The sequence below is a fragment of the Micromonospora sp. CA-244673 genome, assembly GCF_050948395.1.
Classification (GTDB): domain Bacteria; phylum Actinomycetota; class Actinomycetes; order Mycobacteriales; family Micromonosporaceae; genus Micromonospora.
Window position 1 is genome coordinate 1,683,740 of record NZ_CP192019.1, and the last position, 14,902, is coordinate 1,698,641.

A 14,902-nucleotide genomic window follows, 5' to 3' on the forward strand; every position below is an offset into this window, starting at 1 on the left:
CGCGGTGACCGGAGAGCGACGACCGCTGGCGGACCGGCCGTTGACCGAGCCGCACCCGTCGCGGCTGTCGACCGACCACCCGGACCGGGAGCGGATCCTGGCTGCGCACACCGCCGCCCTGGCCGCCGGGGAGGCCGGCTACCTGGATCCGGCGACCGGACTGTTCGTGCTCAGCGCCGGTTTCCTGGCCCGCCGTGGCACGTGCTGCGGGCGAGGATGCCGGCACTGTCCGTATGTGGACGATTGAGGACTTCCGTCCCCGGCGGGCAGCCCGTACGGTGTCCGACGGACATCCCGGCGGGCGGCCCCCGCCGACGACTGCGGAGGTCTCTACGTGCGCGCCCGGATCTGGCTGGCCGCTTCGGCCGTACTGCTGACGGCCGGCTGCGCGAAGGAGGCCACGCCGGTGGCGGTGCCGGCGGCGGAGCCGAAGGCGGTCGAGGTGTCCGCCGCCTCGTCGGGCGGGGCGTGCCGGCTGCTCGACTTCGCGGTGATCGCCAAGCACACGGGCGGCACGTTCGACGTGGCCGCCGCCATGGACAAGGGCGACACGCACACGTGCGTGGTCCGGGCCGAGCAGGCCGTGCTGCCGGAGCTGACCCTCACGGTGACCGACACGTCGATCGACACGTCGACCTTCACCCTCGACGTGCTGCCCCGGGGCGCCAAGAAGGTGACCAAGCTCGGGAAGGTCGCCTACCGGCACACGCTGCCGAAGACCGCGAAGAACGGCCCGGTGGCGGAGGTGGGCTGGCTCGCGGGCGAGGGGCGGCTGGCCACGCTGCGCTGGACCAGCCCGCGCGGCACCGCCACGGCCGAGGCCGACAAGGTGACCGGCAGGCTGGTCGCCCTCGCCAAGGTGATCGACACCCGGCAGCTCTGACCGCCGGGCGGGACCGGGCGGGTCAGCGGGCCGCGACGAAGACCCGCGAGGCCACCTCGCGGGGCAGCCGGACCCGGTCGCCGGAGCGGTCGATGGAGACGCCGTCGCGTTCCTGGGCCACGGTCACGGTCGCGCCCGGGTCGACGCCCGCCGCGTGCAGTTGCCGGAGGACGTCGGCGTCGGTCTGCACGCTCTCGCAGATCCGCCGCACCACGACCGGCCCGGACAGGCCCGGGAAGGCCAGGTTGCGCTCGCCCTCCGCGGTCTCGGCCTCGGGCAGGCCCGGGTCGCCCAGCTCCTCCAGGCCCGGGATCGGGTTGCCGTAGGGGGAGCGGCTCGGCCGGTTGAGCAGGTCGTAGACCCGCTTCTCCACCGCGTCGCTCATCACGTGCTCCCACCGGCAGGCCTCCTCGTGGGCCTCCTCGTAGGGCATCCCGATCACGTTCACGAGCAGCAGCTCGGCGAGCCGGTGCTTGCGCATGACCGAAACGGCCGAGGTGCGGCCCAGCGCCGTGAGCATCAGGTGGCGGTCGCCCTCGACGGTGAGCAGGCCGTCGCGCTCCATGCGGGCCACGGTCTGGCTGACGGTGGGACCGCTCTGCTTCAACCGCTCCGCGATGCGGGCACGCAGCGGCGGCACCCCCTCCTCCTCCAGCTCGAGGATGGTGCGCAGGTACATCTCGGTCGTATCGACCAGGTCATGCTTCACGTCAGCGGCCTCCCGGCGTTCGATGCTACCCCGGACCCCCGACGATCCACGGACGCCGAACCGGGAGGTCGCTGCCCGGATGGTGTTGACTGGACCGCATGTCCGGAACCGAAGACCTCCTCGTCGAGCCCGAGCGGCTCGCCGCCGAGCTCGATCGCACCGATCCGCCCACCCTCCTGGACGTCCGCTGGCGGCTCGCCGGGCCGCCCGGCCGGGAGGACTACCAGGCCGGTCACCTGCCCGGCGCGGTCTTCGTCGACCTGGACACCGACCTCTGCGGCCGGCCGGGCGCCGCCGGCCGGCACCCGCTGCCCGACCCCGCCGCGCTCCAGGCCGCGCTGCGCGCCGCGGGCGTCCGGGCGGGCCGTTCCGTCGTGGTGTACGACGGCGGCGACGGCATGTCGGCCGCCCGCGCCTGGTGGACCCTGCGCTGGGCCGGTCACCGGGCGGTCCGGGTGCTGCACGGCGGCTTCCCGGCCTGGATCGCGGCCGGTGGACCGGTCTCGACCCAGGCCCCGGCGCCCGCGCCCGGGGACGTCACGGTCACCCCCGGCGAGCTGCCGGTGCTGGACGCGGGGGAGGCCGCCCGGCTGGCCGCCGCCGACGCCGGGGTGCTGCTCGACGTGCGGGCCGCCCCGCGCTACCGGGGCGAGACCGAGCCCGTCGACCCGGTCGCCGGGCACGTCCCGGGCGCGGTCAACCTGCCCGCCCCGGAGTACGTCACCGAGGGGCGCTTCCCCGCCGCCGACGCGCTGCGCGAGCGGTTCGCGGCCGCCGGGGTGGCCGAGGGCACGCCGGTCGGCGCGTACTGCGGCTCGGGGGTGACCGCCGCCCAGGCGGTCCTGGCGCTGCACCTGGCCGGTCGCCCGGACGCCGCCCTGTACGTCGGCTCGTAGAGCAACTGGGTGGCCGACCCGGACCGTCCGGTCGCCACCGGGTAGACACCCGGCCGCTGCGCCGTGCGTGCGATGGGCCGGTCCCGGCCCGCGTGCGACGATGGCCCCATGGCCGACGACACGGTGGTGGTGTGGGACGAGGCCCTGCTCGGGTACGACATGGGTGACCATCCCCTCGACCCGGTGCGGGTCGAGCTGACCATGGCGCTCGCCCGCGAGCTGGGGGTGCTGGACCGGCCCGGGGTCCGGCTCGTGAAGCCGGAGCCGGCCGACGACGCGCTGCTGACCCGGGTGCACGACCCGCGCTACCTGGAGGCCGTGCGGGCCGCGCCCCGCGACCCTCTCTTCGCCGGCTTCGGCCTCGGCACCTCGGACAACCCCGTCTTCGACGGCATGCACGAGTCGAGCGCCCTGATCGCCGGGGCGAGCGTGGCCGCCGCCGAGGCGGTCTGGCGCGGCGAGGCCCGGCGGGCGGTCAACGTGGCCGGCGGGCTGCACCACGCCATGCCGGCCCGGGCCTCCGGGTTCTGCGTCTACAACGACCCGGCGGTGGCCATCGCCCGCCTGCTCGACCTGGGCGCGGAGCGCATCGCGTACGTGGACGTGGACGTGCACCACGGCGACGGGGTGCAGGAGATCTTCTACCGGGACCCGCGGGTGCTCACGGTCAGCCTGCACGAGACGCCGCTCGCGCTCTTCCCCGGCACCGGGTTCCCCGACGAGACGGGCGGCCCGGGCGCGGAGGGGTCGGCGGTCAACGTGCCGCTGCCGCCGGGGGTCGGCGACCCGGGCTGGCAGCGGGCGTTCCACGCGATCGTGCCGTCGGTGCTGCGGCGGTTCCGGCCGCAGGTGCTCGTCAGCCAGTGCGGGGCGGACGGGCACCGGCTGGATCCCCTGGCCGACCTGCACCTCTCCGTCGACGGGCAGCGGGCCACCTACCGGGCGCTGCGCGCGCTCGCCGACGAGCTCTGCGACGGCCGCTGGGTGGCCACCGGCGGCGGCGGGTACGCGCTGGTCGAGGTCGTGCCGCGGGCCTGGACGCACCTGCTCGCGGTGGCCACCGGGGAGCCGCTGGACCCGGCCACCCTCACCCCGCCGGGCTGGCGGGAGCTGGCGGCGCGACGGCGGCCCGGGCACGAGATCCCGCTGCGGATGACCGACGACGTCGACCCGTCGTACGAGCCGTGGCAGCCGAGCGGCGAGCCGACCGCCGTGGACCGGGCCATCGCGGCGACCCGCAAGGCGGTCTTCCCGCTGCACGGGCTCGACCCGCACGACCCGCGCGACTGATCCGGCGGTGGGGGAGGACCGACCGGTGACCACCGTCGAGCAACCGGTGGACGTGCTGCTCAGCGACGGCACGACCGTGCAGCTGCGGCAGATCCGCCCGGACGACGCCGCGGCCATCGTGGCCATGCACTCGCGCTTCTCCGAGCGCACCCGCTACCTGCGCTACTTCTCGCCGTACCCGCGCATCCCCGAGCGGGACCTGCAGCGGTTCGTGAACGTCGACCACCGCGACCGGGAGGCGTTCGTGGTGCTGGCCGGCGATCTGATCGTCGCCGTCGGCCGGTACGAGCGGCTCGGTCCCGGCTCGCCGGAGGCCGAGGTGGCGTTCGTGGTGGAGGACGCGTACCAGGGCCGGGGCATCGGCTCGGTGCTGCTGGAGCACCTGGCCGACGCGGCCCGGCGCTACGGCATCGTGCACTTCGTCGCCGAGGTGCTGCCGGCCAACGGGACGATGCTGCGGGTGTTCTCCGACTTCGGTTACCAGGTCCAGCGCCAGTTCGCCGACGGCGTGGTGCACCTGAACTTCCCGATCGCCCCCACCGAGGCGACCCTGGAGGTGCAGCGCGGCCGGGAGCACCGCACGGAGTCCCGCTCGATCGCCCGGCTGCTCGCCCCGCGCGGCATCGCCGTCTACGGCGCCAGCACCACCGGCCAGGGCGTCGGCGCGGCCCTGCTCGGGCACCTGCGCGACGGCGGGTTCACCGGCGCGATCGTCCCCGTGCACCCGACCGCGGCGACCGTGGCGGGGCTGCCCGCGTACCCGTCGGCGGTCGACGCCGGCGAGGACGTCGACCTGGCCGTGGTGGCCGTGGCCCCCGAGGCGGTGACCGGGGTGGTCGCCGACGCCGCGCGGGCCGGCGCGCACGGGCTGGTGGTGATCTCCGCCGGGTTCGCCGAGTCCGGCCCGGCGGGGGCGGCCGCCCAGCGCGCCCTGGTCCGCGCCGCCCACCTGGCCGGCATGCGGGTGGTCGGCCCGAACTGCCTGGGCGTCGCCAACACCGACCCCGCGGTACGCCTCAACGCCACCCTCGCCCCGGTGCTGCCCGCCCCCGGCCGTGTCGGCGTGTTCAGCCAGTCCGGCGCGTTCGGCGTGGCCCTGCTCGCCGAGGCGTCCCGGCGGGGGCTCGGCCTGTCCAGCTTCGTCTCCGCCGGCAACCGGGCCGACGTCTCCGGCAACGACCTGCTCCAGTACTGGCAGGACGATCCGGGCACCGACGTCATCACGCTCTACCTGGAGACGTTCGGCAACCCGCGCAAGTTCGCCCGGCTGGCCCGGCGGATCGGCCGGAGCAAGCCGGTGGTGGCGCTCGCCTCGCTGGCCCGCCCGCCGGGGGTCGGCGACGCGCCGGCCCTGGACGCCGCCGCGGTGAGCGCCCTGTTCGCCCAGTCCGGTGTGATCCGGGTGGACACCGTCGCCGAGCTGCTCGACGTCGGCGTGCTCCTGGCCCACCAGCCGCTGCCGGCCGGCCGGCGGGTCGCCGTGGTCGGCAACTCCTCCGCGCTGACCGGGCTGGCCGCCACGGCCTGCGCGGCCCAGGGCCTCACCGTGGCCGACGGCTACCCGCACGACGTGGGCCCCCGGGCCACCGCCGCGCGGTACGCCGCCGCGCTCGCGGCGTCCGCCGCCGACGAGCGGGTGGACGCCGTGGTGGCGGTGTTCGCCCCGCCGCTGCCCGGCCAGCTCACCGACCCGGAGGCCGACTTCACCGCCGCCCTGCCCGACGCGCGGGCCACCGGCAAGCCCGTGGTGGCCACCTTCCTCGCCGGCCGGGTGCCCGCCGGGGTGCCCGCGTACCCGAGCGTGGAGGAGGCCGTCCGGGCCCTGGCCCGGGTCACCACGTACGCCGACTGGCTGCGCCGCCCGCCCGGCACGCTGCCCGAGCTGGACCGGCTGGACCGGGTGGCCGGTCAGGCCGCGCTGCGCCCGGACGGCGCCGATCCGGCGGCGCTGCTGCGGGCTTACGGGATCGACGTGGTGGAGTCGGCGCCGGCGCACTCGGCCGAGGAGGCGGTGGCGGCGGCGGAGCGGCTCGGGTGGCCCGTCGCACTGAAGGCGGCCGCCTCCGGACTGCGGCACCGCCTCGACCTGGGCGCGGTCCGGCTCGACCTGGCCGACGCCGCCGCGCTGCGCCGCGCGTACGCCGAGATGGCCCCGGTCTTCGGCGCGGACGTGCTGGTCCAGCCGATGGTCCCGCCCGGGGTGGCCTGCGTGGTGGAGCTGGTGGAGGACCCGGCGTTCGGGCCGGTGGTCGGCTTCGGCCTGGGCGGCGTGGCCACCGAACTGCTCGGCGACCGGGCGTGGCGGGCGGTGCCGCTGACCGACCGGGACGCCGCCGAGCTGGTCGACGAGCCCCGGGCCGCGCCGCTGCTGCGCGGCCACCGGGGCGCCGCGCCGGTGGACCGGGCCGCCCTGGTCGACCTGCTGCTGCGGGTCGGGCGGCTCGCCGACGAGCAGCCCCGCGTCCGGTCGCTCACCCTCAACCCGGTGCTGGCCCGGCCGGACGGCCTCGCGGTGCTGCACGCCACCGTCCGCACCGGCGCCGAGGCGCCCCGCCCGGACACCGGCCCGCGCCGGCTGTGAGGCTCAGCCCCGGCTGGAGATCTGCTGCACCGCCCAGGCGTTGCCGTCCGGGTTCATCGTCCCAGGGTGACCGCCGGGGGCCGCCGCTTCACGCGCGACAGGCCCCGGCGCACCGCCGGGGCCTGTCGGGTCGGTCAGGATCAGCAGGCGTACGCCTCCAGCCGGTTGGCCCGCTCCGGGTCACGCAGCTTCAGCAGCGTCACCTTCTCGATCTGCCGGATCCGCTCCCGGGACAGCCCGAACTCGCGGCCCACCTCGTCGAGGGTGCGCTGCCGGCCGTCGTCCAGGCCGAACCGCAGCCGGATGACCGCCTGCTCCCGCTGGGAGAGGGTGGCCAGCACGATGCGCACCTCGTTGCGGAGTTCGCCGTCGCCGGCGGCGTCACCCGGGTCGGCGTTGGGGTCCACGGCGGCCACGAAGTCGCCCAGCGCGCTCTCGCCGTCCTCGCCGACCGTCTGGTCCAGACTCACCGGCTCACGGTCGTACGAGATCAGCTCGATCACCTGGTACTCCGGGACCTCCAACGCGATGGCCACCTCGGCGACGGTGGGTTCCCGGCCCAGCGTGACCGCCAGCTCGCGGCGGACCCGGACCATCCGGTTGACCTGCTCGACCATGTGCACCGGGATGCGGATGGTGCGGGCCTGGTCGGCCATGGCGCGGGTGATGGCCTGGCGGATCCACCAGGTGGCGTAGGTGGAGAACTTGTAGCCCTTGGTGTAGTCGAACTTCTCGACCGCGCGGATCAGGCCGAGGTTGCCCTCCTGGATGAGGTCGAGGAAGGCCATGCCGCGGCCGGTGTAGCGCTTGGCGATGCTCACCACCAGCCGCAGGTTCGCCTCCAGCAGGTGGTCCTTGGCGGCGCGGCCCTCGGCCGCGATCAGCTCCAGGTCGGCGCGCAGCTCGCCCGAGACGGGGGTGCAGGTGGAGAGCTTCTCCTCGGCGAAGAGGCCGGCCTCGATCCGCTTGCTCAGCTCCACCTCCTGCGCCGCGGTGAGCAGCTTGGTGCGGCCGATGCCGTTCAGGTACGCCCGGACCAGATCCGTGGAGACGCCGCGCTCGTCGGTGGCGTCCAGGTCCGTCAGGGTGACGTCCATGTCCTGGTGCTCGATCATCTGCTGGGCCATCTCGATTTCTCCCCGTGTCCGTCGTGCCGTACCGGTTCCGTGCCGTCCGTTGCCGCAGTGGTGCCGGTGAGGAACAGCTTGGCGGGCGGGGCGTGAAACGGGAGTGAGGCGATCGGGGACCCGACAGCAATCCGGGCGGAACAGCGGCTGTGCCTTGCCGGGCCCGGTTACCGTGCCAGCGGCCGGCCAGCGAGGCGCGGCGACGCACAGGCGATCGGAGGACGTGGTGGTCTTCAAGCGGCTCATGCAGGCGATGGGTGTGGGTGGACCGTCGGTGGAGACGGTCCTGGCCAACCCGAACTGCCGTCCCGGCGGGCAGGTGGAGGGCCGCATCCAGGTGGTCGGCGGGGACCACCCGGTGGATGTGAGCTACGTCGCGCTCGGCCTGGTCACCCGGGTCGAGGTGGAGAGCGGCGACTCGGAGTACGACACCACGCAGGAGTTCGGCCGCGCCCAGGTGGCCGGCCCGTTCCGGCTGGACCCGGGGCAGCGGTACGAGGTGCCGTTCCGCTTCCAGGTGCCCTGGGAGACCCCGCTCACCGACCTCTACGGCCAGCACCTGCACGGGATGACCATGGGGCTGCGCACCGAGCTGGAGGTGGCGCGGGCCGTCGACAAGGGCGACCTGGACGCCGTGGCGGTGCACCCGCTGCCCGCTCAGGAGCGGCTGCTGGAGGCGTTGCTGCGGTTGGGTTTCCGGTTCGCCCGGGCCGACGTCGAGCGCGGCCACCTTTACGGCGTACGGCAGAGCCTGCCGTTCTACCAGGAGATCGAGTTCCACCCGGCGCCGCAGTACGCACGCGCGATGAACCAGCTCGAACTGACCTTCGTCACCGACCCGCAGCAGGTGCACGTGGTGCTGGAGCTGGACAAGCGCGGCGGCCTGTTCACCGAGGGCCGCGACGCGTTCGGCCGCTTCACGGTCGACCACGCGACGGCGGACCGCACCGACTGGGCCGCCCAGCTCGACGGCTGGCTGCGCCAGTCGCTGTCCCGCCGCGGCCACTTCTTCTGATCGCCAGGGGCGAGTTACAGGTCCAGGAGGAGGGTGCGGGGGCCCACGTTGACGCTCTCCACCAGCATGTGGGTGCGGAAGCGACCGGTCTCGACCTTGGCGCCGCGCTGGCGTAGCTCTCGCACCACCGCCTCCACCAGGGGTTCCGCGAGTTCCGCGGGGGCGGCGGCCGTCCAGCTCGGCCGCCGGCCCTTGCGGGCGTCGCCGTAGAGGGTGAACTGGCTGACCACCAGGATCGGCGCCCCGGTGTCGGCGGCGCTGCGCTCGTCGTCCAGGATGCGCAGCTCGTGGACCTTGCGGGCCATGGTGGCCGCCACCTGCGGGGTGTCGGTGTGGGTCACGCCGAGCAGCACCAGCAGCCCGTCGTTGATCGCACCGACCACCTCGCCGTCGACCGTCACGGCGGCCTGGCCCACCGTCTGCACCACCGCCCGCATCAGTCCGCCACCGGCTCGATCAGGCCGCGCTCGACCAGGTGCGCCACGATGGGCCCGGCCGCCTCGGCCAGCTCGTCCGGCGCGACGTCGTGCGCGGCGGCGAGCAGGGCGAGCTGGTCGCGCAGCGGCAGCCGGCCGTCCGCGCCGCCGACCAGGGCGAGCACCAGCGGGTCGATCTCCTCGGACCAGCGCAGCCCGTGGGGCATGGCGAGGACCTGCCGGTCCACGGCCCAGCCGTCGGCGCCCATGGTGGCCTCCTGGCGCAGCTGGAGCCCGTCGGCGGCCCGGTAGCGGGCGGCCAGCAGGCCGTCGGTGTCCCGGGCGCGCAGCCAGTCCTGGCGGTCGAACCACTCGCCCACCCGGTCGCCCAGCGGCGGCTCCACCCGCTGGCGCAGGTCCTCCACCCGGATGACCGGCTCGTCGTGGCCGGCGCGGCGCAGCGAGACGATGCCGAACCCGACCGCCTCCACCTTGTGCGCGTCGAACCAGTCCAGCCAGGCCGCCATCCGCTGCGGGTCGGCCGTCTCGCCGACGTCGGTGAGCCACAGGTTGACGTACGCCATCGGGTCGGCCACCTCACGCTGGATGACCCAGGCGTCCAGCCCGGTGCCGGCGAACCAGCCGGTCACCCGCTCGGCCCAGTCCTCCCCGGTGACGTGCACCCAGTTGGCCAGGTACTGCATCGTCCCGCCCTCGGTGAGCAGGCGCGGGGCGGCGGCGGCCAGCTCGGCGCCGATGGCGTCGCCGACCCGGCCGGAGTCGCGGTAGACGTGCGTGGTGGTGCCGGGCCCGACCACGAACGGCGGGTTGCTGACCACCAGGTCGAACCGGCGGCCGGCCACCGGGGCGACCAGGTCGCCGCGGAGCAGCTCCCAGTTCTGCCCGTTCAGGGCGGCGGTGGTGGCGGCGAAGCGCAGCGCCCGTTCGGAGACGTCGGTGGCGGTGATCCGGCGGGCGTGGGTGGACAGGTGCAGGGCCTGGACGCCCGAGCCGGTGCCGAGGTCCAGCGCGGTGTCCACGGGCCGGCGCACGGTCGCGGCGATCAGCGTCTGGGTGGCTCCGCCGATGCCCAGCACGTGCTCGGCGTGCAGCGGGCGGCCGGGGCGGGCGCTGGCCGGCACGTCGGCGAGCACGAACCAGTCGTCCCCGTACGGCTCCAGGTCGACCCCGGCGCGCAGGCCGTCGCCGTGCCGCTCGACCAGGCCCCCGGCCAGTGCCTCCTCGACGGTCAACGGGGCGAGCGCGGCGGCCACCGCCGGCTCCGGCTCGGTCTGGTCGCAGATGTAGACCCGGATGAGCGTGGCGAGCGGGTCGCGGTCCTCGGTGGCGCGCAGCGCGGCCCGGAAGTCGTTGCGGGCCACCGCACCGGTGGCCTGCGCGCCCAGCCGGTCGGCGATGCCGTTGGCGGTGAAGCGCGCCCGGGTCAGCGCGGTGCGCAGCGCGTCGACGCCGGCGGGGGAGAGCAGCATGTCGTGACGGTCCACGTCGTCATCCTGCCTCCCCGGGCCGCTCTCCCGGCCGGCACCCGGCAGATCCATACCGCCAGCTCAGGGTATCGGCTGTTATCTCTTTCATGTTCATCAATGTCTGGCTACCATCTGCCCCAACATCCGCCGATGGGCGTCCCGGTGGCCGAGAGCCCGGGCGCGCCCGGTAGGGAGCCAGACGATGTCCGACGTGTCCGTTCCCCGGCGACGCGCGCTGCGCGCGCTCGCCGTCACGGCCGCCGCCGCGGCCCTCGCCGCCGCCGCCTCCACCCCCGCCCTCGCCGCACCCACCGGCGACGTCCGCTACGCCTCCGCCCCCGACGCCATCAGCGGCAGCTACCTCGTGGTGCTGAAGGGCGACGCGGTCGGGGCCGCGAACAGCCTCGCCGCCCGCACCGCCGTACCGGACCGCGCCGCCGGCCTGGCCAAGCGTTACGGCGGCAGCGTCGGCACGGTGTGGAGCGCCGCCCTCACCGGCTACAGCGCGAAGCTGAGCCCCGCACAGGCCCGCCGGCTGGCCGCCGACCCGGCGGTCGCGTACGTCGAGCAGGACCGGGTGGTCACCACCCAGGCCACCCAGACCAACCCGCCGTCCTGGGGCCTGGACCGGATCGACCAGCGCAACCTGCCGCTGAACGCCAGCTACACCTACCCGAACACGGCCTCGAACGTCCGGGCGTACATCATCGACACCGGCATCCGGACCACCCACACCGACTTCGGTGGCCGGGCCACCTGGGGCACCAACACGGTCGACAGCAACAACACCGACTGCAACGGCCACGGCACCCACGTCGCCGGCACCGTCGGCGGCACCCGGTACGGCGTGGCCAAGGGCGTCCGCCTCGTCGCGGTCAAGGTGCTCAACTGCTCCGGCAGTGGCAGCACCACCGGCGTGGTGAGCGGCATCAACTGGGTCACCTCGAACGCCGTGAAGCCGGCCGTGGCCAACATGAGCCTCGGCGGCGGCGCCAGCAGCTCGATCGACAACGCGGTGACCAACTCGGTCAACTCCGGCGTCACGTACGCGGTCGCGGCCGGCAACTCCACCGCCAACGCCTGCAACTCCTCGCCGGCCCGCGCCGCGGCCGCGATCACCGTCGGCTCCACCACCAGCAGCGACGCGCGTTCGTCCTTCTCCAACTACGGCTCCTGCGTGGACATCTTCGCCCCCGGGTCGAGCATCGTCTCCGCGTACCGGACCAGCGACACCGCCAGCAGCACGCTGAGCGGCACCTCGATGGCGTCGCCGCACGTGGCCGGCGCGGCGGCGCTGGTGCTCGGCGCCAACCCGTCGTACACCCCGGCGCAGGTGACCAGCTACCTGACCACCAACGCCACCACCGGCAAGGTGACCAACCCCGGCTCGGGCTCGCCGAACCGGCTGCTCTTCGTCGTCAACTGACGACTCCCGCGGCGGCACGGCCCGGTGGACCCCACCCCTGTCCATCGGGCCGTGCCGCGCCCGCCGCGGGGAGTCGGCGTGGCAGGCGGCGGCACGCGGGGCAGGATGGGGGCATGACGCTCTCGCTGCCCATCGACCCGCAGGCCAACGAGCTGCTGGCGCGCAGCCCGCTGGCCCTGCTCCTCGGCATGGTGCTGGACCAGCAGGTGCCGATGGAGAAGGCGTTCTCCTCCCCGTACGTGCTGGCGCAGCGGCTCGGCCACGAGCCGGACGCCCGGGAGCTGGCCGAGTACTCCCCGGAGGGCCTGGTCGAGCTGTTCGCCACCCCGCCGGCCCTGCACCGGTTCCCCAAGGCCATGGCGGCCCGGGTGCAGGAGGTCTGCCGCGCCCTCGTCGAGCGCTACGACGGCGACCCGGCCCGGCTCTGGTCGGAGGCGGCCGACGGCCGGGACCTGTTGCGCCGGGTCGGCGAGCTGCCCGGCTTCGGCCGGCAGAAGGCGCAGATCTTCGTGGCCCTGCTGGGCAAGCGGTTCGGGATCACCCCGGACGGCTGGCGCGAGGCGGCCGGCGGTTACGGCGACGCCGACGCGTACCGGTCGGTGGCCGACGTGACCGATCCCGAGTCGCTGCGCCGCGTCCGGGAGTTCAAGCAGCGGATGAAGGCGGAGGCGAAGGCCGCCAAGGGCTGACGCGACCCGCCGCGCAACCGGTGCGGCGCCCCGGTCGTTGGGAGCCAGGACGGCGGACGGGGGTGACACGGTGGAGGAACGCGGCGCGGCGCTGCTGCGCCCGCCGGGGAGCGCCGCGCGTGCCACCTTCCTGGAGCTCTTCTTCGACCTGGTCTTCGTCTTCGCGCTGACCCGGGTCTCCCAGCGGCTGATCAACGGCCTGCCGGCCACCGGGTGGGCGCTGGCCGCCACGGTCGGCCGTACCGTGCTGCTCTTCCTGGTGTTGTGGCTGATCTGGACGATCACCGTCTGGGTGACCAGCCGGTACGAGCCCGAGCAGACGGTCATCCAGGCCGTCGTGGTCGGCACCATGTTCGCGAGCCTGGTGATGGGGGTGACGCTGCCGCGGGCCCTGGAGGAGCGCGCGCTGCCGTTCGCCCTCGCGTACCTGGCGGTGATGCTCGGCCGGCCGCTCATCATCGCCGCCGCGCTGCGGGGCCACCCGCGGCGGCTGGTGCCGCTCCGGCTGGCCGCCTGGGCGGCGGCGACCGCGCCGCTCTGGCTGGCCGGAGCGCTCGGCCCGGACGACATGCGCCTGCCGCTCTGGGCGCTCGCGCTGACCGTCGACTACGCCGCCCTGTTCACCGGGTGGCCGCTGCCCCGGATCGGGTCCGCGCCGACCGGCGGCTGGCAGATCGCCGGTGAGCACCTGGCGGAGCGCTACCAGCAGATCTTCCTCATCGCGCTCGGGGAGTCCATCCTCGTCATCGGGGTGACCTACAGCGGCGAGAAATTCTCGGGGGAGGGCGCGGGCGCCTTCGCGGTCGCCTTCGTCACCACCGCGCTGCTCTGGCGGATCTACTTCCACCGGGCCGGGCACCTGCTGGCCGAGGCGCTGCGGCTGGCGCCCGTGCCGGGCCGGCTCGGCACGTCGGCCACGATCACCCACCTGGTCCTGGTGCTCGGCGTGCTCACCGCGGCGGTCGGCTACGAGGTGGCCATCGCCGATCCGTTCCACCGGTCCGACGCGGCCCTGCTGCTCTTCGTGGTGGGCGGGCCGCTGCTCTTCCTGGCCGGCCGGGCCCGCTTCGAGTACGAGATCTTCGCCCGCGTCTCGCTGCCCCGGATACTCGGCGCGGCCGCGCTGCTCCTGCTCGCGCCCCTGCTGGCGCACGGACCGGCCGTGCGGGCCCTGTCGCTGGTGGCCGCCGTGCTGGCCGTGGTGGCGCTGGCGGACGCGCGGCGCAGCCGGGGTCACCCGCCGGAGATGTCGGCCTCCCCGCTCGGGCGGAAGGGGCCGGAGACCAGCGGCCCGGAGGCGTGACGCTCAGGCGGCGGTGGGTCGGGACAGCGCGGCCAGGGCCCGGCGCACGTCGGCCAGGGAGACCGTGGCCGAGTCGTCGAGGTCGGCAAGACCCGCCTCGATCCACTGGCGCATGAGCGTGGTCACCCCGATGCCGCGCGTCTCGGCGGCCGCCCGGACCCGCTCGTACGTCTCCAGCGGGAGGCGCACCGAGCGGCTGACCATCGGCACGTCGGTGTCGGGGGTGGGCAGCTCCGCGGGCTGCGTCTCGTCGATCAGGTCGGCGAGCGCGTCGCTGCCGTCGTGGAACCGCTTGGTCGCCTCGTTACGGTGCATCGTGACCGCCTCCTCGTCGGCGTGACCTCCGCACCGCGTCGTCGTAGCGCTTGGCCTCGACGTCGCTCAGTTCGCGGGCGGAGAGGATGTCCCAGTCGTTGTCGCTGCCGTCGGCCTCGGCCAGCAGCACCGCGAGGCGTCGACCCCGGTGGTCGGTCGCGTAGACCACCATGACGTCGTCGCCGAGGTGCCGGATGACCCGCCGCGTGCTGTGCAGGGCCTCCCAGACTTCCCCGGGCGTGACGTCGTAGACCCGCAGGTTGGCCAACGCCTCGTCGGTGAAGCTGAACCGGTTGCCCACGGGGCGAGCGTACCACGCACGTAACACGCGCCGCCCTTGTCACGATTTTCGCCGATCAACCGTCGAGGGTGACAGGATGAGTCGTAATCCCCTCGAGGAGGTCCGTGGTGAAGCGTCAGGCGTATCAGCCGATCCTGATCACCGACGCCTCGCGCAGCCAGGACGACCAGCTCACCAGCCGGCAGAAGCGCTATGTGCTGATGATGGGAATCCGGGTCGTGTGCCTGGTGATCGGTGCGGTTCTGATGGGCGTGCATGCACCGCTGCTCTGGCTCTGGCTGCCGCTCTGCGGCCTCGGGATGGTGCTCATCCCGTGGCTGGCCGTGCTGCTGGCCAACGACCGCCCGCCCAAGGAGGAGCACCGGCTGGCCGGCAGGTTCCAGCCCCGCCACCGCGACGACACCCCGCCCATGGCGCTGTCCGCCGAGGAACGCCCGCACAAGGTCATCGACGCCGAGCCGTGA

General features: G+C 74.7%; 14 protein-coding genes and 2 pseudogenes. 10 read left to right on the forward strand and 6 right to left on the reverse strand.

Annotated features, from left to right (window positions below; all coding sequences use genetic code 11):
• Positions 1-4 precede the first annotated feature (4 nt).
• Complete coding sequence (locus tag ACQP12_RS08075) at positions 5-247, forward strand: DUF5522 domain-containing protein (protein WP_357942169.1); 243 nt, start codon at positions 5-7, stop codon at positions 245-247.
• Between the two features lie 87 nt (positions 248-334).
• Positions 335-883, forward strand: a complete 549-nt coding sequence (locus ACQP12_RS08080) for a hypothetical protein (protein WP_433286284.1) — start codon at positions 335-337, stop codon at positions 881-883.
• A gap of 22 nt (positions 884-905) precedes the next feature.
• Here the strand turns inward: ACQP12_RS08080 and ACQP12_RS08085 are convergent, their stop codons facing one another.
• Positions 906-1,562: a metal-dependent transcriptional regulator gene (locus ACQP12_RS08085; protein ID WP_433289174.1), complete on the reverse strand. Its 657-nt coding sequence runs from the start codon at positions 1,560-1,562 to the stop codon at positions 906-908.
• Between the two features lie 128 nt (positions 1,563-1,690).
• Here ACQP12_RS08085 and ACQP12_RS08090 point away from each other — a divergent pair.
• The 3 genes and pseudogenes from ACQP12_RS08090 to ACQP12_RS08100 all read left to right on the forward strand — a co-directional run.
• Positions 1,691-2,555 (forward strand): annotated as a pseudogene (locus ACQP12_RS08090) (sulfurtransferase); the annotation flags it as partial.
• Between the two features lie 41 nt (positions 2,556-2,596).
• Positions 2,597-3,778: an acetoin utilization protein AcuC gene (locus ACQP12_RS08095; protein WP_357942177.1), complete on the forward strand. Its 1,182-nt coding sequence runs from the start codon at positions 2,597-2,599 to the stop codon at positions 3,776-3,778.
• Positions 3,779-3,803: 25 nt separating this feature from the next.
• Positions 3,804-6,359, forward strand: a complete 2,556-nt coding sequence (locus tag ACQP12_RS08100; protein ID WP_433286287.1) for a GNAT family N-acetyltransferase — start codon at positions 3,804-3,806, stop codon at positions 6,357-6,359.
• Positions 6,360-6,499: 140 nt separating this feature from the next.
• Here the strand turns inward: ACQP12_RS08100 and sigB are convergent, their stop codons facing one another.
• The gene (sigB, locus tag ACQP12_RS08105; RefSeq protein ID WP_433286289.1) at positions 6,500-7,486 is read right to left on the reverse strand and encodes an RNA polymerase sigma factor SigB; all 987 of its coding nucleotides are present in this window, start codon (positions 7,484-7,486) and stop codon (positions 6,500-6,502) included.
• Between the two features lie 226 nt (positions 7,487-7,712).
• On the opposite strand from sigB, the gene ACQP12_RS08110 reads away from it, so the two are divergent.
• Positions 7,713-8,501: a sporulation protein gene (locus tag ACQP12_RS08110; RefSeq protein WP_433289176.1), complete on the forward strand. Its 789-nt coding sequence runs from the start codon at positions 7,713-7,715 to the stop codon at positions 8,499-8,501.
• A gap of 14 nt (positions 8,502-8,515) precedes the next feature.
• Here the strand turns inward: ACQP12_RS08110 and dtd are convergent, their stop codons facing one another.
• Both dtd and ACQP12_RS08120 read right to left on the reverse strand, forming a co-directional pair.
• The gene (dtd, locus tag ACQP12_RS08115) at positions 8,516-8,938 is read right to left on the reverse strand and encodes a D-aminoacyl-tRNA deacylase (protein WP_433286291.1); all 423 of its coding nucleotides are present in this window, start codon (positions 8,936-8,938) and stop codon (positions 8,516-8,518) included.
• Entirely contained in the window at positions 8,938-10,422 is a 1,485-nt protein-coding gene (locus tag ACQP12_RS08120; RefSeq protein WP_433286293.1) for a DUF7059 domain-containing protein, read from the reverse strand. The genes dtd and ACQP12_RS08120 overlap by 1 nt, the downstream gene beginning before the upstream one ends.
• A gap of 184 nt (positions 10,423-10,606) precedes the next feature.
• On the opposite strand from ACQP12_RS08120, the pseudogene ACQP12_RS08125 reads away from it, so the two are divergent.
• The 3 genes and pseudogenes from ACQP12_RS08125 to ACQP12_RS08135 form a co-directional block, all read left to right on the forward strand.
• Positions 10,607-11,821: pseudogene (locus ACQP12_RS08125) on the forward strand (S8 family peptidase); the annotation flags it as partial.
• Between the two features lie 122 nt (positions 11,822-11,943).
• Positions 11,944-12,519 carry an HhH-GPD-type base excision DNA repair protein gene (locus ACQP12_RS08130; RefSeq protein ID WP_433286295.1) on the forward strand — a complete coding sequence of 192 codons (576 nt, stop codon included), beginning with the start codon at positions 11,944-11,946 and terminating at the stop codon, positions 12,517-12,519.
• Between the two features lie 70 nt (positions 12,520-12,589).
• Positions 12,590-13,822, forward strand: coding sequence for a low temperature requirement protein A (locus ACQP12_RS08135; RefSeq protein WP_433286297.1), 1,233 nt, complete (start codon positions 12,590-12,592; stop codon positions 13,820-13,822).
• Between the two features lie 3 nt (positions 13,823-13,825).
• Here ACQP12_RS08135 and ACQP12_RS08140 read toward each other — a convergent pair whose 3' ends face one another.
• Complete coding sequence (locus tag ACQP12_RS08140) at positions 13,826-14,137, reverse strand: hypothetical protein (protein WP_357942193.1); 312 nt, start codon at positions 14,135-14,137, stop codon at positions 13,826-13,828.
• Positions 14,127-14,438 carry a hypothetical protein gene (locus ACQP12_RS08145; RefSeq protein ID WP_212837393.1) on the reverse strand — a complete coding sequence of 104 codons (312 nt, stop codon included), beginning with the start codon at positions 14,436-14,438 and terminating at the stop codon, positions 14,127-14,129. The genes ACQP12_RS08140 and ACQP12_RS08145 overlap by 11 nt, the downstream gene beginning before the upstream one ends.
• Positions 14,439-14,545: 107 nt before the next feature.
• On the opposite strand from ACQP12_RS08145, the gene ACQP12_RS08150 reads away from it, so the two are divergent.
• Entirely contained in the window at positions 14,546-14,902 is a 357-nt protein-coding gene (locus tag ACQP12_RS08150) for a DUF3099 domain-containing protein (protein WP_357942195.1), read from the forward strand.

Excerpts from the sequence above, each read along its gene's own strand:
- ACQP12_RS08085 (WP_433289174.1), bottom strand. The coding sequence starts at position 1,562 with ATGTACCTGCGCACCATCCTCGAGCTGGAGGAGGAGGGGGTGCCGCCG.
- ACQP12_RS08095 (WP_357942177.1), top strand. The coding sequence starts at position 2,597 with ATGGCCGACGACACGGTGGTGGTGTGGGACGAGGCCCTGCTCGGGTAC.
- sigB (WP_433286289.1), bottom strand. The coding sequence starts at position 7,486 with ATGGCCCAGCAGATGATCGAGCACCAGGACATGGACGTCACCCTGACG.
- dtd (WP_433286291.1), bottom strand. The coding sequence starts at position 8,938 with ATGCGGGCGGTGGTGCAGACGGTGGGCCAGGCCGCCGTGACGGTCGAC.
- ACQP12_RS08130 (WP_433286295.1), top strand. The coding sequence starts at position 11,944 with ATGACGCTCTCGCTGCCCATCGACCCGCAGGCCAACGAGCTGCTGGCG.
- ACQP12_RS08140 (WP_357942193.1), bottom strand. The coding sequence starts at position 14,137 with ATGCACCGTAACGAGGCGACCAAGCGGTTCCACGACGGCAGCGACGCG.